The organism is Streptomyces sp. NPDC007917, from assembly GCF_042959105.1.
In the GTDB taxonomy this organism is placed as follows: Bacteria; Actinomycetota; Actinomycetes; order Streptomycetales; family Streptomycetaceae; genus Streptomyces.
Genome location: NZ_JBIBKK010000032.1, coordinates 14,239 through 39,161 on the forward strand (window position 1 = coordinate 14,239; position 24,923 = coordinate 39,161).

The following is a 24,923-nucleotide window of genomic DNA, read 5'->3' on the forward strand; positions in this document are numbered from 1 at the left end:
TCGGCGGCCGGTCAGCAGTCACTCGGCGACCGGTCAGCAGTCACTCGGCGACCGGTCAGCGGTCGCTCGGCGGCCCATCGGCGGTCGGTCAGCGCCCGCAAGGGTGGTGACCAGCGGTATCGTCCGGCTCCATGGCGGAATCCCGGGTCAATTCGGCAGACGGCCTCGGCAGTGACCTCCACCTGGAGCTGTCCGCGACGGGCAGTCGGCGTGCGGCCCTGATGGGGGCGCTGCGCGAGGCCATCCGGAGCGGTCGGCTCGCCCCCGGCACCCGGCTGCCGCCCTACCGCTCCCTCGCCGTCGACCTCGGCCTGGCCCGGAACACGGTCGCCGACGCCTACGCCGAGCTGGTCGCCGAGGGCTGGCTGACCGCCCGCCAGGGCTCCGGCACCCGGGTCGCGCCCCGCGCCGCCCCGCCCCCGCCCCGGCGAGTGAGCCGAAGGGGCGCGCCGCGCGCCGCCGCGGGGGCCAAAGACGTGCCCGTACGGCGTGCCCGCAGGGCGCCCGCGCGTCCTCCCGGGCCGGTCCACAATCTGCTGCAGGGCCAGCCCGATGCCGCCTCCTTCCCCCGCGCGGCGTGGCTGGCCTCCGCCCGCCGCGCCCTGACCGCCGCGCCCAACGAGGCGTTCGGCCCCGGCGACCCGCAGGGGCGCCCGGAGCTGCGCCGCGCGCTGGCCGAGTACCTGGCCCGGGTCCGCGGGGTGCGCACCGACGCCGACCGGATCGTCATCTGCTCCGGGTATGCCCACGCGCTGCGGCTGCTGACCCAGACGGCGGCGCTGCGCGGCACGGCGGCCGTGGAGGCGTACGGCCTCGGCTTCCACCGCTCGCTGCTCACCGCGGCCGGTATCCGTACCGTGCCGCTGTCCCTGGACGCGGACGGCGCCCGCACCGAGGAGCTGGCCTCGCTCCAGGGCGTACGCACGGTGCTGCTCACCCCCGCCCACCAGTTCCCCACCGGCGGTCCGCTGCACCCGCGGCGCCGGGCAGCTGCCGTCGACTGGGCCCGGGCCCATGGCGGGCTGGTCCTGGAGGACGACTACGACGGCGAGTTCCGCTACGACCGCAAGCCGGTGGGCGCCGTCCAGGGCCTGGGCCCCGACCATGTCCTGTACGTCGGATCGGTCAGCAAGAGCCTGTCCCCGGCCCTGCGTCTTGGCTGGATGGTGCTGCCCGACCACCTCGTGGACGAGGCCCTGGCCGCGAAGGGGGACCGGGAGGCGTGGGTGAGCGCGCTCGATCAGCTGACCCTCGCCGATTTCATCGAATCGGGCGGATACGACCGGCACATCCGCCGGATGCGCCAGCGCTACCGCCGCCGCCGCGACCAGCTGGTCGCCGCTCTCGCCGAACGCGCCCCGCACATCCGCGTCAGCGGCGTGGCGGCGGGGCTGCACGCGGTGCTCGAGCTGCCGCCGGGCAGCGAGCGGTCCGTCGTCCAGGCCGCCGCCTGGCAGGGCCTCGCCATCGAGGGCCTGGCCGACTATCGCCACCCGGACGCCGCGGGGCCGCCGCGCGAAGGCCTGGTCGTGGGCTACGCCACCCCGCCCGACCACTCCTTCGCCGGCGCGCTGGACGCGCTGTGCCACGGGCTCCCGCCCGACCTCGGCGGCGCTACACCCCCGTCAGGGAGTCCTCGCGCCACTTGAGGACCTTGTCGAAGCTGACCACCACGCCCCCGTGTCCCGGACGGTCGCGGTAGCGGACCCGGTCGGTCAGCGCCTCGATCAAAAAAAGCCCTCGCCCGTGCTCTGCCTGGGCGGGGGCCGGTTGTCTGGCGGTGGGGTGCGCCTGGGGGGTCTTGGCCCAGTCGCCCCGGTCGGGGCGGGAGGGGCGGCGGGGGAATCCGGGACCGGAGTCGGTGACCTCGATGCGGCAGGTGTCGCCGTCGATGAAGGCCGTGACTCTGTAGTCCCCGCCCGCGCCGTCCGAACCACCGCCGTGCTCGACCGCGTTGGCACAGGCCTCGGAGAGGGCGACCGACAAGTCGTACGAGATTTCCGGATCGACCCCGGCTGTCTCCATGGTGCCGATGAGCAGGCGCCGGGCGAGCGGGACGCTCGCCGCCTCACGCGGCAGATGGAGTGACCACCAAATGCTCATACTCCAGCCTCCCGGCCACGGCTCGACATACCGTTACGTATTGCCTGTGTCCATGGTCCGTAAGCGTCCGATTGACGTGACTCCCCTCATTCGGCGGAAGCGCATATTCCGTATCGCGGTGTATGGGGCTGTCCAGGTGTGCGGCGGTACGCCCCACCCGCCGTAGGGGAAATCCGGGCCCAGTGGGATGATGGCGCGGCCATGTCTGCCCCCCACGGCCATGCCGGAGCCGATCTGCGGATACTGCGGGCCGCGGTCTTCACCGCGGTCTGCGTTGTGCTGTCCGCGGGCGGGCACGTACTCGCCTCCTGCACGACCGTGCCGCTGTGGACGGTGGGCGCGGGGTGCGCGGCGCTGTTCGCCGTGGTGGCGCCGCTGGCCGGGCGGGAGCGCTCGCTGCCGGGCATCGCGGCGGTCCTCGGCGTCGGCCAGCTCGCGCTGCACGCGCTCTTCGCGCTCGGGCAGCGCACCGCCCAGCAGACGCCCATGGCCCCGGGGACGGGCGGCTCCGAGGGCGGGGCGACCGCCATGGCCGGAAGGCTGCTGTGCGGCGCGGGCCACGTCCGGCTGGACGCCGCCACGGCACACCGGATCGTCAGCCACGCCGGGCTCGACCCCGCCGCGGCGCGCCCGGCGCCGTCCGGGCCGGCCATCGGGGCCGCGCACCCGGCGACCCTGCTGCCGTCACTGCCGATGGTGGTGGGGCATCTGCTCGCCGCCCTCGCCGTCGGCTGGCTGCTGCGGCGCGGCGAGGTGGCCGTGTGGCGGGCGGTGCGGCTGTCGGCGGACGGGGCGCGCGGGGTCGCGGAGGCCGCGCTCGTACGGGCGCTGCGCGCCGCGCTGCGGCTGGTACGCGCGCTGCGCGCCGCTCAGCACGAGCCGTACGGTGCTTCCGTGCGCCGGCCGCGCAGGCCCGGGCAAGACGATGACGGCGCCGGCGCCGGGGCCAAGACGTTCGTACTCCAGCACAGTGTGATCAGGCGGGGCCCGCCGCGCTTCGCCCTCGCGGCTTGACCGACGCGGCGCACTCCGGCGGGACCGGGGCGTTCGCGCTGTCGCCGCACGCGCGCTACACACCCACCCTGATTCATTCCTGTCCATGGAGTGTCTTGTCATGAACGCCATGCGTCTTCGCCGTCTTCGCCGTCTTCCGATGATGGGCGGCCTCGCAGCGGGAGCCCTGGTGCTGCTCGCCGCCACACCCGCCTTCGCGCACGTGAGCGTGCAGCCCGGCCAGGCCGAGCAGGGCAGCTACAGCACCATCGCCTTCAAGGTGCCCAACGAGAAGGACAACGCCTCGACCGTCAAGCTCGAGGTGACCCTGCCCGCCGACCACCCGCTGGTCTCGGTGATGGCGCAGCCGGTGCCCGGCTGGGACGTGAAGCTCACCAAGAGCAAGCTCGCCAAGCCGGTCGAGGTGCACGGCGAGAAGATCAGCGAGGCGGTCACCAAGGTCACTTGGAGCGGCGGCAAGATCGAGCCGGGCACCTTCCAGCAGTTCCCGCTGTCGGTGGGCCAGCTCCCCGAGGACGCCGACCAGCTCGTCTTCAAGGCCCTGCAGACGTACGACGACAAGGAGGTCGTGCGCTGGATCGAGGCGCCCAAGGACGGCGAGCCGGAGCCGGAGAACCCGGCGCCGGTGCTCAAGCTCGTCAAGCCGGCCGAGGGCTCCGACGGTCACGGCGCCGCCGCCTCGGGCGACACGGGCAGCGGCGCCGAGAGCAGCGCGGAGGCTGAGAAGACCGAGAAGGCCGAGAAGACCGCCTCCGGCTCCAGCGGTGACAGCAGCGACACCACCGCCCGTGTGCTGGGCGTCGTGGGCATCGTCGTCGGCGCCGCCGGCGTCGCCTTCGGCGTGCTCGCCGGCCGCCGCCGCAACGCCTGAGCCTGACCGCCCTTGGCCAAAAGGGGTGGCGGGCGACAAGCCCGTCACCCCTGCACCACCGATCCAACTTTCTTCCCGGAGAACAACTCCATGCGCACCACATACCTGGGCGCGGCCCTCGTCACCGCCGCCGCGCTCACCCTCACCGCCTGCGGCAGCTCGGGCGGCGACAACGACGACACGACAGAGAAGGCCGCCGAGGTCTCCGGCGGCAGCAAGCCCGGTCAGGCGATCGTCCTCGACCACCCCAAGGCCAAGCCCGATCTGGTCCTGACCGACACCGACGGAAAGAAGTACGACCTGGTCAAGGAGACCAAGGGCAAGCCCACCCTGATCTACTTCGGCTACACCTACTGCCCGGACGTCTGCTCCCTGGTCATGAGCAACATCGGCATCGCGGAGAAGAAGCTCCCCAAGGCCGAGCGCGACAAGCTGCAGGTCGTCTTCGTCACCACCGACCCCGAGCGGGACACCCCCAAGAGGATGCGTTCCTGGCTGAACGGCCAGGGCGGTCAGGACTTCGTCGCCCTGACCGGCGACATCGAGACCATCCAGGCCGCCGCGCGGCCGCTGGGCATCCTCGTCGAGAAGCCGAAGAAGGAGAAGGACGGCAGCATCACCGTCAACCACGGTGCCGAGGTGCTCGCCTTCTCCCCCAAGGACGACAAGAACCACTGGCTCTACACCACGGAGACCACGGCCGACCAGTACGTCAAGGATCTGCCCGAGATCATCAAGGGGCAGAACCCGTGACGCGGACCAGCACGGGGTCGGCGACCGGCGCACGGCGGACGGCCGCCGCCGCGCTGGTCCTCGGCCTGTCCGCCGCCCTCACCGCCTGTGGCGGCCAGGGCAGCGGCGCCGGCGACGACCCGAAGCTGTCCGTCAGCGGCGCCTACGTACCGCAGCCCCCGACCCCGGACATGGCCGCGGGCTATGTGACCGTCACCAACAAGGGTGGTGCCGACGACGAGCTGACCTCCGTCACCACCCCGCTGGCCGCCGAGGTCACCATGCACACCACCACCGGCACCCGGATGAAGCAGGTGCGATCGCTGAAGGTCCCCGCGGACGGCGAGCTCAGGCTGGCCACCGGCGGAGATCATCTGATGCTGACAAACCTGACCCGCAAGCCAAAGGTCGGTGACAAGGTCAGTTTCACCCTGCACTTCGCCTCCTCCGACCCCATCGAGATCAAGGTCCCGGTCGAGCCGACGACGTACCGCCCCAAGGACTGACACCCGATGACCTCGCTCACCCCCTCCTTGACCAGGCTGGCCACCAGGCGACTGCTGTCGGTCTGCGGTGCCCTGCTCGCCGCGCTGCTGTGCGCGCTGAGCTTCGGCGCGTCCCCCGCGGCCGCGCACGCCGCGCTCACGGCGACCGACCCCGCCGACGGCGCGGTGGTCAAGACCGCGCCCGAACAGGTGCGGCTCACCTTCTCGGAGGGGGTGCTGCTGTCCCGCGACTCGGTGCGCGTCCTCGACCCGAAGAGCAACCGGGTGGACGCCGGCAGCCCCGCCCATGTGGGCGGCAAGTCGTCGACGGCCGCCGTCGCACTGCGCCCCGGGCTGCCCGACGGGACGTACACGGTGGCCTGGAAGGTGGTCTCGGAGGACAGCCACCCGGTGGCCGGGGCGTTCACCTTCTCCATCGGCGCGCCGTCCAAGACGAAGGCGAAGGTCCCCTCGGACGCGGGCGCCGACAGCACCGTCGAGACGCTGTACGACATCGGGCGGTACGCCGCCTACGGCGGCTTCGCGGCGCTCGTCGGCGGCTGCGTCTTCGCCGGGCTGTGCCGCTCCTCGCGCCCCGTCCAGAAGCTCGCCGTCGGCGGCTGGGTCACCCTCTTCTCCGCGACCCTGCTGCTGTTGCTGCTGCGCGGCCCGTACACGGACGGCGAGGGCATCGGCGGGGTCCTCGACCTCGGCGGCCTGGGCGATGTGCTGTCCAGCAAAGCGGGCGCGGCGCTGCTGTCGCGGCTGCTGCTGCTCGGCGCGGCGGCGCTCTTCCTGGCCGTGCTCTTCGGCTCGTACGCGCGCCGCGCCGCGGACGAGGACCAGGGGCGGCGCCAGGACCTGGCCTTCGGGCTCGCCTTCGGCGGCACCGTCCTGTCGGTGGGCATCGCCGCGACCTGGGCGATGGCCGAGCACGCCTCGGTCGGCATCCAGTCCACGGTCGCGATGCCGGTCGACGTGGTCCACCTGCTGGCCGTTGGGGTGTGGCTGGGCGGCCTGGGGGCGCTCGTGGCCACGCTGCGCGCGGGGGAGCCGATCGGGCGGTCGGCCGTACGCCGCTTCTCGCGGCTGGCCTTCGGCTCGGTCGTCGTGCTCGTCCTCACCGGCGTCTACCAGTCGTGGCGGCAGGTCGGCTCCTGGGACGCGCTGACCGGCACCGAATACGGGCGCTGGCTGCTGGTCAAGGTCGGCCTTGTGGCGGTGCTCGTCGCCATCGCCTCCTTCTCGCGCCGCTGGACGGGCCGCCTCGTGGACGCGCCGGCGGACGGGCAGGCTTTCTCGGTGGCTGCGAAAGCCACCGACGAGGAAGAGGGAGAAAAGGACAAGGGCGAGACGGCGGACGAGACCGCCGCCGACCCCGTGCGCACCGCCCAGCTCGCCCGCCAGAAGGCCGCCGTCACCAAGGCCGCCACCCTGCGCGCGCGCTACGGCGACCTCGCGCGCGGCTCGCTCTACCGCTCCGTGCTGGCCGAGACGGTCGTGGCCGTCGTGCTGCTCGCCGTCGCCACGGTGCTCAGCACGACCCAGCCCGGCCGGGCCGCGAGCGCCGTCGCGAGCGCGAAGGAGAGCGGCACGGCCGCGGACACCAGCCCCACCGTCGACCCGGTCAGCGTCGAGATCCCGTACAGCACCGGCCCCAAGAGCGGCCGCGGCAAGGCGATCTTCATGCTGGACCCGGCCCTCCCCGGCGACAACCTGATCCATGTCTTCACCTTCGACCTGGCCGACCGGCCCGTGGACGCCCCCGAGGTGAAGGCGACCCTGACGCTCCCGAAGAAGAAGATCGGCCCGCTGTCCGTGCCGCTGGAGCACGTCGCCACCGGCCACTGGAGCGCGAAGAGTTTCCAGCTGCCCATGGGCGGCACCTGGCGGCTCGCCCTGACCGTACGGACCTCCGACATCGACCAGGTGACGGAGACCAGGACCCTGAAGATCGGCCAATGAGCAAGACCCCGAACCCCCAGCGCACCCCGGACGCCCAGCGCACCGCGAACACCCAACACACCCCGGACACCCGGCCAGAGCCCCCTGCCCCCGTCTCCCGGCGCCGTCTGCTGGGCACGGCCGGCGCCGTCGGCGCGGCCGGGCTCGTCGCGGGCGGCGCGGCCGGGGCGTACGCCGCCGAGACGGTGCGCTCCGACCCCGACCCGCTCAGCTCCGTCGGCTCGACCACCGTGCCCTTCCACGGCGAGCGCCAGGCGGGCATCACCACCCCGCTCCAGGCGCGCGGCCACCTCGTCGCCCTCGACCTGGTGCCCGGCGCGGACCGCAAGGCGGCCGCCGCGCTGCTGCGCCGCTGGTCGAAGACGGCCGAGGAGCTGACCGCGGGCAAGGTCCCGGCCGACGACACCGGTATCGCGCTGGACGCGGGCCCGGCGTCGCTGACCGTCACCTTCGGCTTCGGCCGCACCTTCTTCGGCACGGTGGGGCTGAAGGACCGGCTCCCCGAGGCGCTGGCCCCGCTGCCCGACTTCTCGGCGGACGTGCTCGACCCGAAGCGCAGCAACGGCGACCTGTGGCTGCAGATCGGCGCCGACGACGGGCTGGTCGCCTTCCACGCGCTGCGGGCGCTGCAGCGCGAGGCCCGGGGGGTGGCCCGGGTGCGCTGGCAGATGAACGGCTTCAACCGGACGCCCGGCGCGACCTCCCGTCCCATGACCGCGCGCAACCTCATGGGGCAGATCGACGGCACCAACAACCCCAAGCCCACGGACGCCGACTTCGACGAGCGGATCTTCGTCCCGGCGAAGGGGGAGCCGGACTGGATGGCGGGCGGCTCGTACGCGGTGGTGCGGCGCATCCGGATGCTCCTGGACTCCTGGGACCACCTCTCCCTGGAGCGGCAGGAGCGGGTGATAGGCCGCCGCAAGTCGGACGGCGCCCCGCTGTCCGGCGGCACCGAGACCACCCCCGTCGAGCTGGCCAAGGTGAACGCGGACGGCTCGCTGGCCATCGCGGGCGACGCGCACGTACGGGTCGCCGCACCGGCCTCGAACCAGGGCGCGGCGATGCTGCGCCGGCCCTTCTCGTACCACGACGGCTTCCGCGAGGACGGCGCGCCTGACGCCGGGCTGCTGTTCATCGCCTGGCAGGCGGATCCGATGAAGGGCTTCGTCCCGGTGCAGCGGAAGCTGGACCGGGGGGACGGGCTGTCGCGGTTCCTGCGCCACGAGGCGAGCGCGCTCTTCGCGGTGCCGGGCGGCTGCGCCCCGGGGGAGTACGTCGGTCAGGCACTCTTGGAAGGGTGAACCGCGGGCGTCAGGATCCGGACGCTGGGTATCGTGACGGTTCTCGTCCGTTCCAGGGAGTCATCGTGATGTCGGCCAGTGTTTATACCTACCTCGGTCCCGAAGGCACCTTCACGGAGGCCGCGCTGCGGTCGCTGCCCGAGGCCGCCACGCGTGAGCTGACCCCGATGGTCTCCGTGCCGACGACGCTGGACGCCGTACGGTCGGGCGCGGCGGCCGCCGCGCTGGTCCCCATCGAGAACTCGGTGGAGGGCGGTGTGACCATCACGCTCGACGAGCTGGCCACCGGCGAACCGCTGATGATCTACCGCGAGGTGCTGCTGCCGATCGCCTTCGCGCTGCTGGTGCGGCCCGGCACCACCCTCGCCGATGTGAAGACGGTGACCGGCCACCCGGTGTCCCAGCCACAGGTCAGGAAGTGGCTGGCGACGAATCTGCCGGACGCCGTGTGGGAGTCGGCCGCCTCCAACGGGGACGGGGCTCGGCTGGTGCAGGAGGGTCGCTACGACGCGGCGTTCGCCGGTGAGTTCGCGGCGGCGACGTACGGGCTCACGCCCCTGGTGAGCGGCATCCACGACGCGGAGAACGCGACGACCCGCTTTGTGCTGGTCGGCCGCCCGGCGCGGCCCGCGGCCCGTACCGGCGCGGACAAGACGTCCGTGGCGATCTGGCTCGGCGACGACCACCCGGGTGCGCTGCTGGAGCTGCTGCAGGAGTTCGCGGCGCGCGGCGTCAACCTGGTGCGTATCGAGTCGCGCCCGACGGGTCAGCGCATCGGCCACTACTTCTTCTCGGTGGACCTCGAGGGGCACATCACGGACCGGCGGGTCGCCTCCGCCCTGATGGGGCTGAAGCGGATCTGCCCGAACGTGCGGTTCCTGGGCTCCTATCCGCGGGCGGGGTTCGAGCCGGCGCAGATGTCCCCGCTGCGGCACGGCACCTCGGACGAGGACTTCGCGGCGGCGGAGGACTGGCTGGCCCGCTGCCAGGATGGCCGGGCCTGACAGGACGGCACGGCCCGCCAGGACGGCCGGGCCTGACAGGGTGGCCGGGCCTGACGGAGTTATCCACAGGTGTGGGGCGCGGGCTGGGGACAAGTCGACACATCAACCCGACGTAATCGCCATATCACCCAGCTCGCCTCAACCCACCTACCATCACACCTATCACTCACGTCAGCACTTTTCTCTTGACCGACGCCGCGGTGTGAGCAAAACCCACCCGAAAGAGTGTGTGAACGAGGTTTGAGTGGGGAATCCATCGCCGAGCACTTCGCGTACCAGATGATCAGCCCTACATCCACAGAACTCACACACAGCCTGTGGATAACCTGCGTCGGAACCACCCCTCCTGTGGACAACGCGACGGCCAACTCCCCCTTCACACAAGGGAAGCCATTCGCCCTCGCCCACCCCTTTGCCCCTTTTGGGGAATGCGCCCGCCATCATTGGCAAGGCATGCGGATGCACAGACAGGCGAATTCCCAAGAATCCATACCATCCCACATGGGGGCGAAGTGCGATGAAGGGGAATATCGGGTCGAGCACCGGATCTGCACACCGGTAACCTGGTGGGGTGATTGACCTTCGTCTGCTCCGTGAGGACCCCGACCGTGTGCGCGCCTCCCAGCGCGCCCGTGGAGAGGACGTCGCCATCGTCGACGCCCTGCTCTCCGCCGATGAGCGGCGCAGGTCGTCCAGCGTCCGCTTCGACGAGCTGCGCACCGAGCAGAAGGCGCTCGGCAAGCTCATCCCCAAGGCCTCCGGCGACGAGAAGGCGGAGCTGCTGAAGAAGGCGGGCGAGCTGTCCGCCGCGGTGAAGGCCGCCGACGCCGAGCAGGTCCAGGCCGCGGAGGAGACCCAGCGGCTGCTGCTCCAGCTCGGCAATCTGGTCCACCCGGACGTGCCCGTCGGCGGCGAGGACGACTTCGTCGTCCTGGAGACGGTCGGCACCCCGCGCGACTTCGCGGCCGAGGGCATCACCCCCAAGGACCACCTGGAGCTCGGCGAGCTGCTCGGCGCCATCGACACCGAGCGCGGCGCCAAGGTGTCCGGCTCGCGCTTCTACTATCTGACGGGCGTCGGCGCGCTGCTTGAGTTCGCGCTGGTCAACGCGGCGATCGCACAGGCCACCGCGGCGGGCTTCACCCCCGTCCTCACCCCTGCCCTGGTCAAGCCCAAGGCCATGGAGGGCACCGGCTTCCTCGGCCAGGCCGCGGACGACGTCTACCACCTCGACAAGGACGACCTCTTCCTGGTCGGCACCTCCGAGGTGCCGCTGGCCGCGTACCACATGGACGAGATCCTGGACGCGTCCCAGCTGCCCCGCCGCTACGCCGGGTTCTCCTCCTGCTTCCGCCGCGAGGCCGGCTCGTACGGCAAGGACACCCGCGGCATCTTCCGGGTGCACCAGTTCGACAAGGTCGAGATGTTCGTCTACACCACGCCGGAGGACGCGGAGGCCGAGCACCAGCGGCTGCTGGAGTGGGAGAAGCAGTGGCTGGCCTCGCTCGAGCTGCCGTTCCGGGTGGTCGACCTGGCCTCGGGCGACCTGGGCGCCTCGGCGACGCGGAAGTTCGACTGCGAGGCGTGGATCCCGACCCAGGGCAAGTACCGCGAGCTGACCTCGACCTCCAACACGACCGAGTTCCAGTCGCGCCGGCTGTCGATCCGGATGCGCGAGGACAAGCGGGTCCGGCCCCTGGCGACGCTGAACGGCACGCTGTGCGCGGTCACCCGGACCATCGTCGCCCTCCTGGAGAACCACCAGCAGGCCGACGGCTCGGTGCGGGTGCCCGAAGTACTGCGCCCCTACCTGGGCGGGCGTGAGGTCCTGGAGCCGGTCGCCCGATGAGCGACAGACCGTCGGAGCCCCTGCCGTACCGCCTCATCGCCACCGACCTCGACGGCACCCTGCTGCGCGCGGACCACACGGTCTCCGCGCGCACCAGGGCGGCGCTCGCCGCGGCCACCGCGGCGGGCGCGGCGCATATCGTGGTCACCGGTCGGACGGTGCCGGTGGCCCGGGGCATCCTCGACGACCTCGACTACCAGGGGCTCGCGGTGTGCGGGCAGGGCGCGCAGGTCTACCACGCGGGCGAGCACCGGCTGCTGACCTCCGTGACGCTGGACCGGCAGCTGGGCGCGCTGGCGCTCGAGAAGATCGAATCGGAGACCGGCCCGCTGTTCCTGGCCGTGGCCCGCGACGGGCTCGAGGGCAAGGTGCTCTTCGGGGCCGGCTATGGGGTGCATCCGGCGGAGCGGGCGGCCCGGCCACTGGAGGACCGGGCCGACCTGTGGTCCGCCCCCGTCAGCAAGATCTACATCCAGCACGCGCGGCTGGGCGACGACGAGCTGGCCGAGGCGGCGCGTACGGCCGCGGGCGGTCTGGTGGGGGTGACCGTGGCGGGCGAAGGCCTGGTGGAGCTGTTGCCGCTGGGGCTGACCAAGGCGACGGGCCTGTCGCTGGCCGCCCGCCGCCTCGGGCTCACCGCCGAGGACACCATCGCCTTCGGCGACATGCCCAATGACATCGCGATGCTGCGCTGGGCGGCCCACGGCGTGGCGATGGCGGGCGCCCATGAGGAGCTCAAGGCCGTCGCCGACGAAATCACCGCGTCCAACGAGGAGGACGGTATCGCCCTCGTCCTGGAGCGGCTGTTCAGCCCAGCGCCTTGACCGCCTGGTAGTACGTCCAGGCGGTGCTGTTGCAGGCGGTCTTCGACGCCCCGCTGTAGCCGTTGCACACCCGCTTGAGGTCCTCGTAGAAGGCGCTGTCCAGGCGGGCCTTGTTCGCGCTGAAGGTGCCGATGGCCTTGTAGTTGCGGTAGCCGAAGTCATGCCGGGCGCAGGCGGTCTTGAACGGGAAGCCGAAGGGGTTGTCGGGGGACTTGCTGCAGTAGTCGGTCGACCAGTCGAACTGGTACGCGGACCAGGCGCCCTGGTTGTTGCGTGCCGCGAGCCAGATGTTGTAGCTGCTGGCGCTCGTCTGGGTCCAGCTCGAGAGCACCTGCGGCTTGTCCGCGGGGGCGGCGTGGGCGGGCCCGGAGAGGGCCACGGTGGCGGCCGCGGCGACCGCGGTGGCGGCGAGGCTCGTGGCAAGACGACGCATCGGTTCCTCCGATGTCTCTGACGGGTCTTCAACAAGCCCGTGAGGAAGGGGAGATGGAACGAGTACGAGGAGTTGCGCTGGTGCACGCCAAGGGTTCGACAGGTCCCTGACAATCGTCAAGATTTATTGAGTCGTCTGCTTGAACAGAGTTCAACCAGCCGGAGTTGGGATCTTCCTCCAAGTGGCCCTGATGACCAGGGGTTTCAGCGGTCAGGTCAGGGCATGCGCCGCGCCGCTCCCCGCGGGGACAGCAGCAGCGGTCCCGGGCCCTTGATCCGGCGGATCGTCGGGGAGGTCTCCATGGCCCGCACGCCCGGCAGCGCCGCGACCCGCGTGGTCAGGTACTGGTACAGAGCTCCGACGTCCCGGCACACCACGACCGCCAGCAGGTTGTGCGGACCGGTCGTCGCGCAGACGAAAGCGGCCTCCAGGTGCTCCGCCACCGCCCGCCCGGCGGCGGCGAGGTCGACCGGCAGCACCGACAGCCACAGCACGGCCGTGGAGCCATGGCCGAACATCCGGTGGTGGTAGTCGACGTCGAAGTACAGGGTGCCGTCGGCCCGCAGCTCCGCCAGCCGACGGCGTACCGTCGACTGCGACCAGCCCGTGGCGGCCGCCAACTCGGCAAGACCCGCCCGCCCGTCGCGCGCCAGCACGGCCAGAAGCTGACGGTCGCCGTCGTCCAGCCGGGCGCGGCCGTCCCGCGGGCGTACGGGGACGGCCAGCCGCTCGATCTGCCGGGGCGTCAGCGTGCCCGACTTGCTGACCAGGCCCTGCGGCCCGCCGAAGTACTCATGGAGCACACAGTGCGCGGACACACCCACCACCCGCGGGGTGCTCGGCAGCTTGCGCAGCAGCAGCGCGTCACTGTCCTCGCCGGACGCCGCACGGGTGATGGCGACGATCTCGGTGCCGCCGGACATCAGGCTCACCCATGAGGTGTCGGGGCGGCGGGCCAGCGCCTCGGCCACCGACACGGCCGCGTCCGGGGCGCACTGCACCCGCAGCAGCCAGACGACTTCGCCGAGCGCGGCCGGGTCGGTGAGCCCCAGCACCCGGATGGCCCCGGCCGTGCGCAGCCGGGTGTAGCGGCGCGCCACGGTCTGGTCGGAGACGCCGAGCACATCGGCGATCCTGCTGAACGGGGCCCGGCCGTCGAGCTGGAGGGCCTGGACCAGTTGTCGGTCCAGCTCGTCGAACGCGTCGGAATTCACCGCAGAAGGCTAGCCGTTGTCGGATAACGCCACAGACGCGGCGCCGGCTGGAGGGCACGGGGTCGGCTGACGGACTTTGGGATCACGGGGGGTACGGCGTCGGGCCGGGCCCCACTCTCTGTGGAACTCGGAGTTCGTCATGCGGAGCAAATGGTGGCCGCTCGCGGCCATCACCCTCGGCAATTTCATGCTGTTGATCGACGTCACGATCGTGAACACGGCGCTGCCGGAGGTGGCGCAGGGCCTGGACGCCTCCTTCACCTCCCTGCAGTGGGTGATGGACATCTACGCGCTGGCGCTCGCCGCGCTGCTCATGGCCGCCGGGTCGGCGGCCGATGTCTTCGGCCGGCGGCGGCTGTATGTGCTGGGACTCACCGTCTTCGCGCTCTCCTCGCTGGCCTGCGGGCTGGCCCCGGACAGCGGGGTGCTGATCGCCGCCCGCGCGGTGCAGGGCGTCGGGGCGGCGGCGATGTTCGCCACCAACACCCCGCTGCTGATGGCCACCTACAGCGGGCGTGACCGCGGCGTCGCCTTCGGCGTGTGGGGCGGCACCAGCGGGGCGGCCGCGGCGGTCGGCCCGATCCTGGGCGGACTGCTCACCGAGTACGCCGACTGGCGGGCGATCTTCCTGGTCAATCTGCCGCTGACGGCCGTCGCGGTGTGGATCACGGTCCGTACGGTCGGCGAGTCGCGCGGCGCGGCAGGGGCGCGGATCGACTGGCCGGGCGCCGCCCTCTTCACGCTGTGCGCCGGTGCGCTGACGTATGGACTGATGCGGGGCGGTGAGGAGGGATGGTCCGAGGGCGGCACGCTCGCCTCGCTGGTGGTCGCCGCCGTCGCGCTGGTCGTCTTCGTCCTGGCGGAGCGCGGGTTGCGGCAGCCGCTGCTGGATCTGGCGCTGATGCGCCGTCCGGCCTTCGTGGTGCTGATGGCGGCGGCCCTGCTGCTCCAGGCGGCGGCCTTCCCGTACCTCACCTACGCGGGGATGTGGCTGCAGTCGGTGCTCGGGCTCAGCCCGGTGCAGGCCGGGCTCGCGGTGACCCCGATGGCCGGGGTCGCGCTGGTCGTCGGCGCGGCCGGCGGACGGGTGCTGGAGCGGGTCGCCCCTGGGCGCGCGCTCGGTGGCGGACTGCTGCTGGTGGGCGCGGGTGCGCTGGTCACCGCTGTGCGGCTGACGCCCGGCTCGGACTGGACGGCCTTTGTCCCCGGGCTGATGCTGGGCGGCCTCGGCATCGGTCTGGCCATGCCCGTCCTGGTCTCGGCGGCGCTCGGCGCGGCGCCGCCGGAGCGCTCCGGGATGGCCAGCGGCGCGGTGAACACCTTCCGGCAGCTGGGCTACGCCCTCGGGATCGCGATCCTGGGCACGGTGTTCGCCGCGCGCGTGCGGGACGTCGTCGAGGACAGCGGGACCGTCCCGGCGCGCGCCGCCGGACAGGCGGCCGAGGCGATCAGCGGCGGCCACGCCGACGCGGTGATCGCGGCGGCTCCGGCGGGACAGGGACCGGCGGCGCGGGCGCTGGTGCACGAGTCGTTCGTCGCGGGGCTCGACCGCATCTGCGTGATCTCCGGGATCACCGCGCTGGCGGCGGGCCTGCTGGTGCTGGCCGTCGTCCGCGGCGGCCCCGGCACGGCGGCGAGGTCCGGCGCCCCCGCGAAGACCGCGCCCCCGGCGGAACCGGCCCGTACCTGAGCCCCCGGTTCACAGTCACCCCGTAGGTGACGCGGGGCCGATCGGCCACTCCGCCCCCGGGCACAAGACGGCGGCGGTGGCCGCGCCGAGTGCGGCGGCCACCGCCGAGGCGGGTGGCCGCTTCACCTCCGTCCCGGCCCGGTGGCGTCCGTAGAAGTCACTCCTCGCCCGCGAGGGTCAGGGTGCGCAGCTTGCGGCCCGCGTACCAGGTCGCGGCCACGGTCACCGCCAGCATCAGCACCACGGCCGCGGGCAGGCCGACCTCCGAGGTGACCGCCCCGCTGTCGGCGACCTTCTGGGCGAGCGCGAGCGACCACTGCTGGACGCTGAGGTCACGGGCCCCGGGCACCAGGCTGCCGAACAGGGACTCCCACACCAGGGCGTAGACCAGACCCACGATCACCGCGTGCCGGGTGACGGTGCCCAGCAGCAGGAACATCGCGCCGTAGGTGATCGACGCGACGGTGGCGGCGAGGGCGTAGGCGACCGCGAGCTGCCGGCCGTTCCCGTTGAGGACGTAGCCCGCCAGCAGGGTGGGCAGCGCCGAGAAGACGACCGTGACGCCGGTCGCGACGAGGAACTTGGTGAAGATGATCGTCGGCCGCTTGACGGGCTTGGCCAGCAGATAGACGACCGAGCCGTCGTCGATCTCCGGGCCGATCGCGCCCGTACCGGCGATCACCCCGATCAGCGGGACCATCGTGGCGAGCGCGAAGCCGCCGAGGACGGCGTCGGTGGTGCTGTCGTCGGCGCCGGACAGCGCCCGTACGGCCACCGCGATGACCAGCAGCAGCCCGGGCAGGGTGAACATGATCAGCGCGCGGCGGCGGCCGAGCAGGGCCCGGTAGGTGAGCCGGGCGACGGTGGGGTGGTAGAGCGACATCGCTTTCATCGCTTTCGAGGCTCCTTCCGGCCGCTCAGGCCGCGACGAGGTAGGAGAAGACGCTCTCCAGGGACTCGTCGGAGGGCGAGACCGTGAGGAGCCGGATGCCCAGGTCGCGGGCGACTCGGGGCAGCAGTTCGGTGAAGCGGCCGAAGTCGACCGCCTGGATGTGCAGCCCGGCTTCGGGGCCGCCGCTCGCGTCCACCTCGATGCCCGCGGTGGAGTGGTCGGCGATGAGGGCGGCCGCCAGCGCGCGGTCGTCGCTGGAGCGCACCAGATAGCGGTGCGGACGGTCGGTCATCAGACGGCGGATCTTGCGGAAGTCCCCGGAGGCCGCGTGCCGCCCGGCGACGATCACCTCGATGTGCGCGGCGAGCTGCTCGACCTCCTCCAGGATGTGCGAGGAGAACAGGACGGTACGGCCCTCGTCCCCCATGCGCCGCAGCAGGTCCATGAGTTGCATCCGCTGGCGCGGGTCCATGCCGTTGAACGGCTCGTCGAGCAGCAGCACCGACGGCTCGTGGACGAGCGCTGAGGCCATCTTCACCCGCTGGCGCATGCCCTTGCTGTACGTGGCGATGCGGCGGGAGCCCGCGAAGTCCATCTCGACCGTCTCCAGCGCCTTGCGGGCGGCGGCGCGCGGGTCGGGCAGGCCGTGCAGTTCGGCGTTGGCGATGACGAACTCGCGGCCGGTGAGGAAGTCGTACATCCCCTCCCGCTCGGGGACGATGCCGATCTGGCGGTAGGCCTGTTCATTGCGCCAGATCGTGGCCCCGTCCAGGGTGACGGCGCCGGTGGAGGGCGCCAGGAAGCCGCCCATCATGCCGATGAGGGTGGACTTGCCCGCGCCGTTGGGGCCGAGAAGGCCGGTGACGCCGGGGCCGATGCTCATGGTCACGTCGTTGACGGCGACGACGTTCCCGAACCAGCGGGAGACATTGTCGATGGCGATCGTGGTCACAGCCCGACCTTTCGGTAGCGGCGCACGAGCAGGCCGTAGGAGCCGGCGATCAGGCCGAGGAGGACGAGGAGGAAGACGACTCCGGCCCCGGCGCCCGGCCCGAATCCGCCGGGGTAGGCGGAGGATGCGTTGAGGAAGGCCGTCTGAACGCCGTCGATGATGGTGATCGGCGAGAACAGGCCGATCCAGCTGACCGCGTCGGTGTTGTTCTGGTCCCATGCGATGGCCTGCAGGGTGGACACCGCGCCGTAGGAGATGGTCAGTACGGCGATGACGGCCGCCACACCGAAGCCCCGGCGCGGGGTGAGCGCGGCGATGACCAGGCTGATGCCGGCGAAGAGGAGCGAGAGCAGTAGCACGGAGACCAGTCCTTGTGCGAAGGCCGTCGTCTGGTCGGCGAAGTCCAGCTTGGCGAGCAGGGCACCCACGTACAGGATCACCAGCGGGACGCCGGTGAAGGCGAAGAGCGCGGAGACCATGGCGGCGAACTTGGCCGCCACATAGTCCGCCGCTTCGATGGGGCGGGAGAAGTAGAGCGGGATCGTCTTGAAGCGCAGGTCCCGGGAGACGGACTGGGGGGCCTGGGCCGCGGTGTACAGGCCGATGACGGCCTGCATGATGATCGCGTACCGCGTGTACTCGACGGGGAGTTCGTTCGCCTTGGTCGTCACGGCCACCGCGACCAGGATGAGCGCGGGCACGCACATCACGGCGGCCAGCAGCATCGGCGCGACCTTGGACCTGGCGGAGCGGCCGAGGCCGTAGGCGCCGCGCAGGCTCTGGGAGAACAGCGAACGGCGGGCGTAGGCGCGGCCCAGGCGCGGGCCGTCGTAATGGCGGTAGCCGATGTTGTGGATGACATCGGCGCGCTGCGAGGTCGCGGTCTCAGGCGGCATCGGCGGCACCTCCGTTCCCCTTTCCGCCGGACGTTTGCTCTTTTGTGTCGTGTTCGTCTGTGTCGTGTTCGTCGTCACGGAAGATCTCGGCGATGCGGTGGCGACGCTGCTCCATACGGATCAGGCCAAGGCCCAGCCCCGCGATGGCGTCCCGCACCGCGTCGTACGTCTCGTCACCCGCGACGTCCACCAGCAGCACATGGTCCGAGGCCGGCGCGCCGTCGCCGGAGCGGCCCGCGGCCTGGACCGTGAGCCCGGCCTCGGCGAGACGGGCGCGCAGCGCGGCCGTGCCGTCCGGGTGGGCGGCGGTGTCGGTCACCTCGACCGCGAGCGAGGCCGTGGCCTGGGTGAAGTCACGGGTGGAGCTGGAGCGCAGCAGCTTGCCGCCGTCGATGACCACGACGTGGTCGCAGGTCCGCTCCAACTCGCCGAGCAGATGCGAGGTGACCAGGACCGAGATGCCGAAGTCGGTGTGGATCCGGCGGATCAGGGCGAGCATCTCGTCGCGGCCCGCCGGGTCAAGGCCGTTGGTGGGCTCGTCGAGCAGGACCAGCCGCGGGTCGTGGACCAGCGCCTGGGCGAGCTTGACGCGCTGCTTCATACCGGTGGAGTAGCCGCCCATGGGGCGGTACCGCTCCTCGTAGAGGTGGACATGGCGCAGAGTGTCGGCGGTCCGCTCGCGGGCGGCGGTGGGCGACAGCCCTGACATGCGCGCCATATGGACGACGAACTCGGTCGCCGAGACATCGGGCGGCAGGCAGTCGTGCTCGGGCATATAGCCCACCCGCTCACGGATGGCGCTGCCTTCCTTGGCCACATCGAGGCCCAGGACGGTGGCGCGCCCCTCGCTGGCGGGGGACAGCCCCAGCAGGATCTTGATCAGGGTGGACTTGCCGGCCCCGTTGGCACCTACCAGGCCGGTGACGCCCGGCGTGATGTCGACGGAGAGCCGGTCAAGCGCGGTGACCCGGGGGAACCGCTTGCTCAGGCTTTCGGTGGCGATCACAGTCACGTATTCGACCGTAGTGGCGTGCGCCACAGCGGGCGTCAGTCCAGACGGCTGGTTTTCCCTAGTTCTCCGGTCTGACGGTCCCGTAAGGGACGGCACTTTCGGCAGGGGTCGGTCCTCGCGGACGAGCGCCGCTGGGCGGCATTCGGCTCCGAGCGTGCCGTTCGCATATCGTCGCGAAGAGGTTCGTGTCAGTCACCCAAAGTGTCGGTCACCTGTGTGAAGATAGCCCTCATGTTTGGGGGAGGGACCAACAGACCGCCTGGTCAAGGCGGCAAAACAAGCCTGGCTGACCTGGTGCGCCAGGAGACCGCCGCGCAGATGTCGGAGCGGGAGAAGTGGGCGGCGCTGCGCAAGGCGCGGCTGTACTTCCAGCGCCCGGAGAACCCGGGCTTCCTGGTCTCGGAGACGGCGGAGGCCGGCCCGCTGGTGCCGGTGTTCACCTCGATCGAGGGCCTCGCGCGCTTCGCGGGGGCGTGCGGATGGGCCTCCACGACGGCCGAGGATCTGGTGGAGCTGTTGCCCGAGGGCGTACGGGCGTTGGTGGACCCGCTGGGTGAGCGCCCATTCCTGCTGGACGCGCAGACCTTGCGCGAGGCGGAGGGCCAGGAGGCGGACGAGGTCGCGGACGAGGTCGCGGACGAGGAGGGGGCTGGCGATGGCGGATCCTGACGCGAGGAATGTGAACCGGGCCCCCAGCGAGCGCGGCCCGGACGGCAAGTACGGCGGCGACGAAGGCGCCGACGGCTACAAGATCGAGATCGCTGCGGTGAAGGCGCAGATCGTCCCGCTGGAGGAGTCGGTGGTCGCGGCCCGGGCGGTCAAGAACAGCCAGGAGAAGCTGACCGCCTATCTCCAGCACTGCGGCTCGCCCGAACTCCTGGAGTCGGGCAAGGGGTTCATCAAGGAGTGGGGCTTCGGCATGGGCGAGCTCGCGGACCACGCGGATGTGGTGGTGGAGCGGCTGTACGAGGCGGTGGCCGGATACATGCTGGCGGATCTGATGCGGGTGAAGGACTTCTGGCCCTCGGACGCGAACATGGCCAAGCTCCCGTCGGGCGCGGCGGGCAAGTGGTCCTGGGAGCACGTGGGCGCGCCGGAGATGGAGAAGCGCCCGGAGGACACGGCGTTGGCGAAGCTCGCGCGCAAGGCGCTGGCCGGATACGAGGATGAGTCCTGATGGCTGACCCGGATGCGGTGCGACCCCCGCAGATACGGATCCCGGCGGGTGCGAAGCCCAAGGACCTGATCCCCGGCAACCCCGATGACGTGGACGACCTGGTGCTGGAGTTACGCGCGTACGCGGGCGCCTTCCAGGACGGCAAGGACAAGCTGCGGCCGATGGACCTGGAGGACTGGCAGGGCAAGGGCGCGGGCGAGTTCCGGAAGGCCGTCGACCGGCTCCCCAAGGAACTGACGTCAGGACATGACCAGTTCACGCATGCCGCGAGCGCGTTGGCGGCGTACGCGACGAAGCTGCGGTCGGTGCAGAAGCGCTGCGAGCCGATCATCGAGGACGCGGATGCGGCGCGGGCGGCGTCCAAGGCGCACAACAAGAAGGTCGAGGCCTACAACGACGCGGTAACGCGCGGCGATGAGCAGCTGCCGGAGAAGCCCGCGGAGACCGACCCGGGTATCGGCGCGATGGAGGACTGTGTCGGTCGGCTGGACAAGCTGATCGCCGAGTTGCAGCTGGTCGTCGACGCGTCGAAGAAGAAGATCGACAAGGCGGCGGAGAAGGCCCCGAACAAGCCGAGCAATTGGCAGAAGGTTGGGGAGGGCCTCAAGGACGGGCTGTGGAAAGCCCACTACACCATCCTCGGCATGGCCGAGCTCCCTGCCTCGCTGGTCAAAGGTGACCTCGGCGGCTTCAGCATGCAATTGGCCGGCGTGGTGGACGGCGCGGCGTACGCGGCGGCGCACCCGAAGGAGTTCGCGAAGGCGGCCCTCAACTGGGAGATGTGGTCCAAGGACCCGCTGCGCGCGGCAGGCGAGATCACCCCGGAGCTGCTGCTCGCCCTGACCACGGGCGGCGCGAGCGTGCTGCGCAAGAAGCTGGACACGGGCGCGGGCGCGGCCGAGCGTCTGGCGGCTCGTAAGGAGGCGCTGGGCCGGGATGGCGAGGCGCACCGACGCGCGGACAGTGAGGGCACGCACGACAAGCACACCCACGACAAGAACTGCGAGGACGACCCGGTCGACGTCGCGACCGGCGAGATGCTGATGTCGGCCACGGACGTGTCCCTGCCCGGGGCGCTGCCGCTGGTCCTGGAGCGCACTTTCGTCTCCGGTCACACCTGCGGCGGCTGGTTCGGCCGCACCTGGTCCGCCACCCTCGACCAGCGGCTGGAGCTGGACGCCGACGGGATCGTGTTCGTCGCCACCGAGGGCATGGTGCTGCGCTACGGAGTCCCTCATCCCGAGGAGGACACCTATCCGGTGCGGGGCCCGCGCTGGCCGCTGCGCTGGGACGGCACGGCGGGCGGCACGATGCGGATCGAGATCCCCGAGCAGGGCCGCACCCTGCACTTCACGCCCCTGGCCGCCGACGGCAACGAACTCCCCCTCCAGATGATCGAGGACCGCAACGGCCGTTCCATCATCTTCACCTACGACGCAGACGGCACCCCGGTCGGGGTGGTGCACTCCGGCGGCTACCGGATCGCGATCGACACCGACCCGGAGTTGCTGCGCATCACCGCGCTGCGCCTGCTGGGCGTCGGCGACGCCGAGGCGGGCACCACGCTCGTCTCCTTCGGCTACAACGGCGCCGGCGACCTGACCGAGGTATTCAACTCCGCCGAAGAACCACTGCGGTTCACCTACGACGACCAGCACCGCATCACGTCCTGGACCGACCGCAACGGCACCAGCTTCGGATACGTCTACGACCACCGGGGCCGCGTGCTGCGCACCATCGGCTCGGACGACATGATGACCGGCCGCTTCCACTACGACGAGGCGTCCCGCACCACCGTCTACACCGACTCGCTCGGCCACCGCATCACCTACGTCTTCAACGAGTCATACCGGGCGACAGCGCGCACCGACGCCCTGGGCCACACCACCCGCACCGCATGGGACCCGCAGACCGGCCGCCTGCCGCTGTCGGTGACCGACCCGCTGGGCCACACCACGCGCTACGCGTACGACGACTCCCACAACCTCATACGCGTCGAACGCCCGGACGGCACGGCGGCCACAGCGACATACAACGCATACGGCCAGCCACTGGAAGTCCGAGAACCCGACGGCGCGACCTGGCTCCACACCTACGACGACCGGGGCAACCGAATCCGGACGACTGACCCGACCGGCGCGGAGACCCACTACACGTACGACGCCTCGGGCAACCTCACCTCGATTACCGACCCGCTCGGGCACACCACGAGCGTCGTGTGCAACGCGGCAGGCCTGCCGGTCGAGGTCACCGACGCCCTGGGCAACACCACCACCGTCCGCCGGGGCACCCACGGCCGTATCACCCGTATCACCGACCCCCTGGGCCACATCACCCGCCAGGGCTGGACCATCGAGGGCAAGCCTTCCTGGCGCACCCGGCCGGATGGCTCCCGCGAAACCTGGATCTGGGACCCCGAGGGCAACCTCGTCGAACACACCGACCCGGCGGGCAACACCACCCGCCACACCCACACCCACTTCGACCTCCCCGCGACCCGGACCGACCCGGACGGGGCGACGTACGCCTTCGCCTACGACACCCAGCTGCGCCTGACCACGGTCACCAACCCCCAGGGCCGGACGTGGACCTACACCTATGACGGGGCGGGCCGGGTCACGGCCGAGACGGACTTCAACGGCCGCACGCTCAGGTACGAGCACGACGCGGCGGGCCGACTGATATCCCGGGAGAACGGCGCAGGCGAAACCCTTGCTTACACGCGCGACGCGCTGGGACGCGCGGTCGCGTCGCGCACGGCGGACGGCGCGGAGACGACGTACGCGTACGACGCGGCGGGCCGCCTGATACGGGCGGAGAACCCGGACACGGACCTGCGCCGCACGTATGACGCGCGGGGCGGGGTCCTCACCGAGACGGTGGGCGGCAAGACCACGACCTACACCTACGACCGGGCGGGCAACCGCACCACACGCATTACGCCCACGGGACTTCGGTCAAAGTGGGCCTACGACGCCACTGGCCGCACCACGTCCCTCACTACTGCGGACAACTCGCTGCTCTTCGCCTATGACGCCGCGGGTCGCGAGACATCACGCACCTTCGGCGACGACGTCAGCCTGACCCAGACCTGGGACACCCTGGATCGCCTGACGACCCAGGCCCTCACCCACGGCAACGCTTCCACGCTGCTCCAGCACCGGGAGTACGCCTACCGCCAGGACGACCACCTCACCGAAATCCGAGAGCTGACCTCAGGCACCCGCCGCTTCGACCTCGACCCGGTCGGCCGCGTCACGGCGGTCCACGCGCATGGATGGACGGAGACGTACGCCTACGACGCAACGGGCAACTTGACTCGGGCCACAGCCCCCGATCACGAGGCGTCGGGCGACCGCCAGTTCACCGGCACGATCCTCCACCGCGCCGGCCGCACCACCTACGAACACGACGCCCAAGGCCGCCTCGTCCGCCGTACCCGCAAGTTGTTGAACGGCCAGACACGCACCTGGACCTACACCTGGAACGCGGAAGACCGCCTCACCAAGGCCACCACCCCCAACGGCGAGGAGTGGACCTACACATACGACCCCCTGGGCCGTCGCATAACCAAAGAACGCCTGGCCAAGGACGGCACAGCCGCCGACCAAATGCACTTCACCTGGGACGGCACCCGCCTGGCCGAACAAACCACAACGGACGGCACCGCAACAACCTGGGACTACGCCCCAGGAACCCACCGCCCCATATCCCAAACCGAGCGCCGAACCCCGCAGGATCCAATGGCGGAGGAAGCGTCATCCATCCTCCCCCTGGCAGACACCGCCCCTCAGTCGGAGTACGACGCCCGCTTCCATGCCATCGTCACCGACCTCGTCGGCACCCCCACTGAACTGGTCACCCCCGACGGCACCCTCGCCTGGCAACACCGCACCACCCTCTGGGGCACCCCTCTCCCCGCCCCTCCCGGCTCGGTCGACTGCCCCCTCCGCTTCCCCGGCCAATACGCTGACCTCGAAACCGGCCTCCACTACAACTACTTCCGCCACTACGACCCCGAAACCGCCCGCTACACCTCGCCCGACCCATTAGGCCTCCACCCCGCGCCCAACCACCATGTCTATGCCGGGAATCCCTTTGCCCAGCTCGATCCGCTAGGGCTACAGAATTGCAAGATCGACGCCGATTCCGTTAAACAACTCGAGGACGATGGGGTCAAGTTCACTCCAGACAAGCTCGTAGCCGCACAACGCGACCAGAACGGGAAAGTCGTATTCCTTGAAGAAGGGAATAGTAAAGCTGGCCTACAGCACATTCTTGAGGAACACGGCAGCCAATTCGAGCAAAAAGGTATCTCTCGCAGCGACATACCTGACCTCGTCATGTCCGCAGCTACACGGGGCGAGATAGTAGGCTATCAAGGAAAGGGAGCAGGAAGGCCGATTTATGAAGTGGAATTCCAAGGTGAAACACGGCGGGTTGCAGTCACCGTGGGAAGCAACGGATTCATAGTCGGAGCAAATCTGAAGAGCGTGGGATAATACC

The 24,923-nt window shown here is 71.0% G+C and carries 21 protein-coding genes; 14 read left to right on the forward strand and 7 right to left on the reverse strand.

Annotated elements, in window-relative coordinates; genetic code table 11:
• The first annotated feature begins 131 nt into the window (after positions 1 to 131).
• Positions 132 to 1,649, forward strand: coding sequence for a PLP-dependent aminotransferase family protein (locus ACFZDL_RS39825; RefSeq protein ID WP_353590192.1), 1,518 nt, complete (start codon positions 132 to 134; stop codon positions 1,647 to 1,649).
• Here ACFZDL_RS39825 and ACFZDL_RS39830 read toward each other — a convergent pair.
• Complete coding sequence (locus ACFZDL_RS39830; protein WP_353590191.1) at positions 1,615 to 2,103, reverse strand: ATP-binding protein; 489 nt, start codon at positions 2,101 to 2,103, stop codon at positions 1,615 to 1,617. The two genes, ACFZDL_RS39825 and ACFZDL_RS39830, sit on opposite strands and share 35 nt — an antisense overlap.
• Positions 2,104 to 2,304: 201 nt before the next feature.
• On the opposite strand from ACFZDL_RS39830, the gene ACFZDL_RS39835 reads away from it, so the two are divergent.
• From ACFZDL_RS39835 to ACFZDL_RS39875, 9 genes are all read left to right on the forward strand, one after another.
• Positions 2,305 to 3,117, forward strand: a complete 813-nt coding sequence (locus ACFZDL_RS39835) for a hypothetical protein (protein ID WP_353590190.1) — start codon at positions 2,305 to 2,307, stop codon at positions 3,115 to 3,117.
• Positions 3,118 to 3,217: 100 nt separating this feature from the next.
• On the forward strand, positions 3,218 to 3,988 hold the full coding sequence (locus ACFZDL_RS39840) for a YcnI family protein (protein WP_353590189.1): 771 nt from the start codon (positions 3,218 to 3,220) through the stop codon (positions 3,986 to 3,988).
• Between the two features lie 90 nt (positions 3,989 to 4,078).
• Complete coding sequence (locus ACFZDL_RS39845) at positions 4,079 to 4,741, forward strand: SCO family protein (RefSeq protein ID WP_353590188.1); 663 nt, start codon at positions 4,079 to 4,081, stop codon at positions 4,739 to 4,741.
• Positions 4,738 to 5,226, forward strand: coding sequence for a copper chaperone PCu(A)C (locus tag ACFZDL_RS39850; RefSeq protein WP_353590187.1), 489 nt, complete (start codon positions 4,738 to 4,740; stop codon positions 5,224 to 5,226). The genes ACFZDL_RS39845 and ACFZDL_RS39850 overlap by 4 nt, the downstream gene beginning before the upstream one ends.
• Positions 5,227 to 5,232: 6 nt before the next feature.
• On the forward strand, positions 5,233 to 7,170 hold the full coding sequence (locus ACFZDL_RS39855; RefSeq protein WP_353590186.1) for a copper resistance protein CopC: 1,938 nt from the start codon (positions 5,233 to 5,235) through the stop codon (positions 7,168 to 7,170).
• Positions 7,167 to 8,474 (forward strand): iron uptake transporter deferrochelatase/peroxidase subunit, encoded by a 1,308-nt coding sequence (gene efeB, locus ACFZDL_RS39860; RefSeq protein WP_353590185.1) that lies wholly within the window; start codon positions 7,167 to 7,169, stop codon positions 8,472 to 8,474. Before ACFZDL_RS39855 ends, efeB begins: the two co-directional genes overlap by 4 nt.
• A gap of 68 nt (positions 8,475 to 8,542) precedes the next feature.
• Positions 8,543 to 9,478, forward strand: a complete 936-nt coding sequence (gene pheA / locus ACFZDL_RS39865; RefSeq protein ID WP_353590184.1) for a prephenate dehydratase — start codon at positions 8,543 to 8,545, stop codon at positions 9,476 to 9,478.
• A 571-nt stretch (positions 9,479 to 10,049) separates the two neighbouring features.
• A complete protein-coding gene (gene serS, locus ACFZDL_RS39870; protein WP_353590183.1) occupies positions 10,050 to 11,327 on the forward strand; it encodes a serine--tRNA ligase in 1,278 nt (425 codons plus the stop codon).
• The gene (locus ACFZDL_RS39875; RefSeq protein WP_353590182.1) at positions 11,324 to 12,151 is read left to right on the forward strand and encodes an HAD family hydrolase; all 828 of its coding nucleotides are present in this window, start codon (positions 11,324 to 11,326) and stop codon (positions 12,149 to 12,151) included. The genes serS and ACFZDL_RS39875 overlap by 4 nt, the downstream gene beginning before the upstream one ends.
• On the opposite strand, the gene ACFZDL_RS39880 is transcribed toward ACFZDL_RS39875, so the two are convergent.
• On the reverse strand, positions 12,135 to 12,584 hold the full coding sequence (locus tag ACFZDL_RS39880; protein WP_353590181.1) for a phospholipase: 450 nt from the start codon (positions 12,582 to 12,584) through the stop codon (positions 12,135 to 12,137). The two genes, ACFZDL_RS39875 and ACFZDL_RS39880, sit on opposite strands and share 17 nt — an antisense overlap.
• A gap of 215 nt (positions 12,585 to 12,799) precedes the next feature.
• Positions 12,800 to 13,798 (reverse strand): Lrp/AsnC family transcriptional regulator, encoded by a 999-nt coding sequence (locus ACFZDL_RS39885; RefSeq protein WP_353590180.1) that lies wholly within the window; start codon positions 13,796 to 13,798, stop codon positions 12,800 to 12,802.
• A 139-nt stretch (positions 13,799 to 13,937) separates the two neighbouring features.
• On the opposite strand from ACFZDL_RS39885, the gene ACFZDL_RS39890 reads away from it, so the two are divergent.
• Positions 13,938 to 15,488: an MFS transporter gene (locus ACFZDL_RS39890; RefSeq protein ID WP_353590179.1), complete on the forward strand. Its 1,551-nt coding sequence runs from the start codon at positions 13,938 to 13,940 to the stop codon at positions 15,486 to 15,488.
• 157 nt (positions 15,489 to 15,645) lie between these two features.
• Here ACFZDL_RS39890 and ACFZDL_RS39895 read toward each other — a convergent pair whose 3' ends face one another.
• Genes ACFZDL_RS39895 through ACFZDL_RS39910 form a run of 4 tightly spaced genes read right to left on the reverse strand, consistent with a single transcriptional unit; the run spans position 15,646 to position 19,267 of the window.
• A complete protein-coding gene (locus ACFZDL_RS39895; protein WP_391193748.1) occupies positions 15,646 to 16,380 on the reverse strand; it encodes an ABC transporter permease subunit in 735 nt (244 codons plus the stop codon).
• 25 nt (positions 16,381 to 16,405) lie between these two features.
• Positions 16,406 to 17,332: an ABC transporter ATP-binding protein gene (locus tag ACFZDL_RS39900; RefSeq protein ID WP_353590178.1), complete on the reverse strand. Its 927-nt coding sequence runs from the start codon at positions 17,330 to 17,332 to the stop codon at positions 16,406 to 16,408.
• A complete protein-coding gene (locus ACFZDL_RS39905; RefSeq protein ID WP_353590177.1) occupies positions 17,329 to 18,228 on the reverse strand; it encodes an ABC transporter permease in 900 nt (299 codons plus the stop codon). Before ACFZDL_RS39905 ends, ACFZDL_RS39900 begins: the two co-directional genes overlap by 4 nt.
• Positions 18,218 to 19,267, reverse strand: coding sequence for an ABC transporter ATP-binding protein (locus ACFZDL_RS39910; RefSeq protein WP_353590176.1), 1,050 nt, complete (start codon positions 19,265 to 19,267; stop codon positions 18,218 to 18,220). Before ACFZDL_RS39910 ends, ACFZDL_RS39905 begins: the two co-directional genes overlap by 11 nt.
• Positions 19,268 to 19,534: 267 nt before the next feature.
• On the opposite strand from ACFZDL_RS39910, the gene ACFZDL_RS39915 reads away from it, so the two are divergent.
• Genes ACFZDL_RS39915 through ACFZDL_RS39925 form a run of 3 tightly spaced genes read left to right on the forward strand, consistent with a single transcriptional unit; the run spans position 19,535 to position 24,919 of the window.
• A complete protein-coding gene (locus ACFZDL_RS39915; RefSeq protein ID WP_353590175.1) occupies positions 19,535 to 19,909 on the forward strand; it encodes an SseB family protein in 375 nt (124 codons plus the stop codon).
• The gene (locus ACFZDL_RS39920; protein ID WP_353590174.1) at positions 19,896 to 20,417 is read left to right on the forward strand and encodes a hypothetical protein; all 522 of its coding nucleotides are present in this window, start codon (positions 19,896 to 19,898) and stop codon (positions 20,415 to 20,417) included. The genes ACFZDL_RS39915 and ACFZDL_RS39920 overlap by 14 nt, the downstream gene beginning before the upstream one ends.
• Complete coding sequence (locus ACFZDL_RS39925; protein ID WP_353590173.1) at positions 20,417 to 24,919, forward strand: putative T7SS-secreted protein; 4,503 nt, start codon at positions 20,417 to 20,419, stop codon at positions 24,917 to 24,919. Before ACFZDL_RS39920 ends, ACFZDL_RS39925 begins: the two co-directional genes overlap by 1 nt.
• The last annotated feature ends 4 nt before the right edge of the window (positions 24,920 to 24,923 follow it).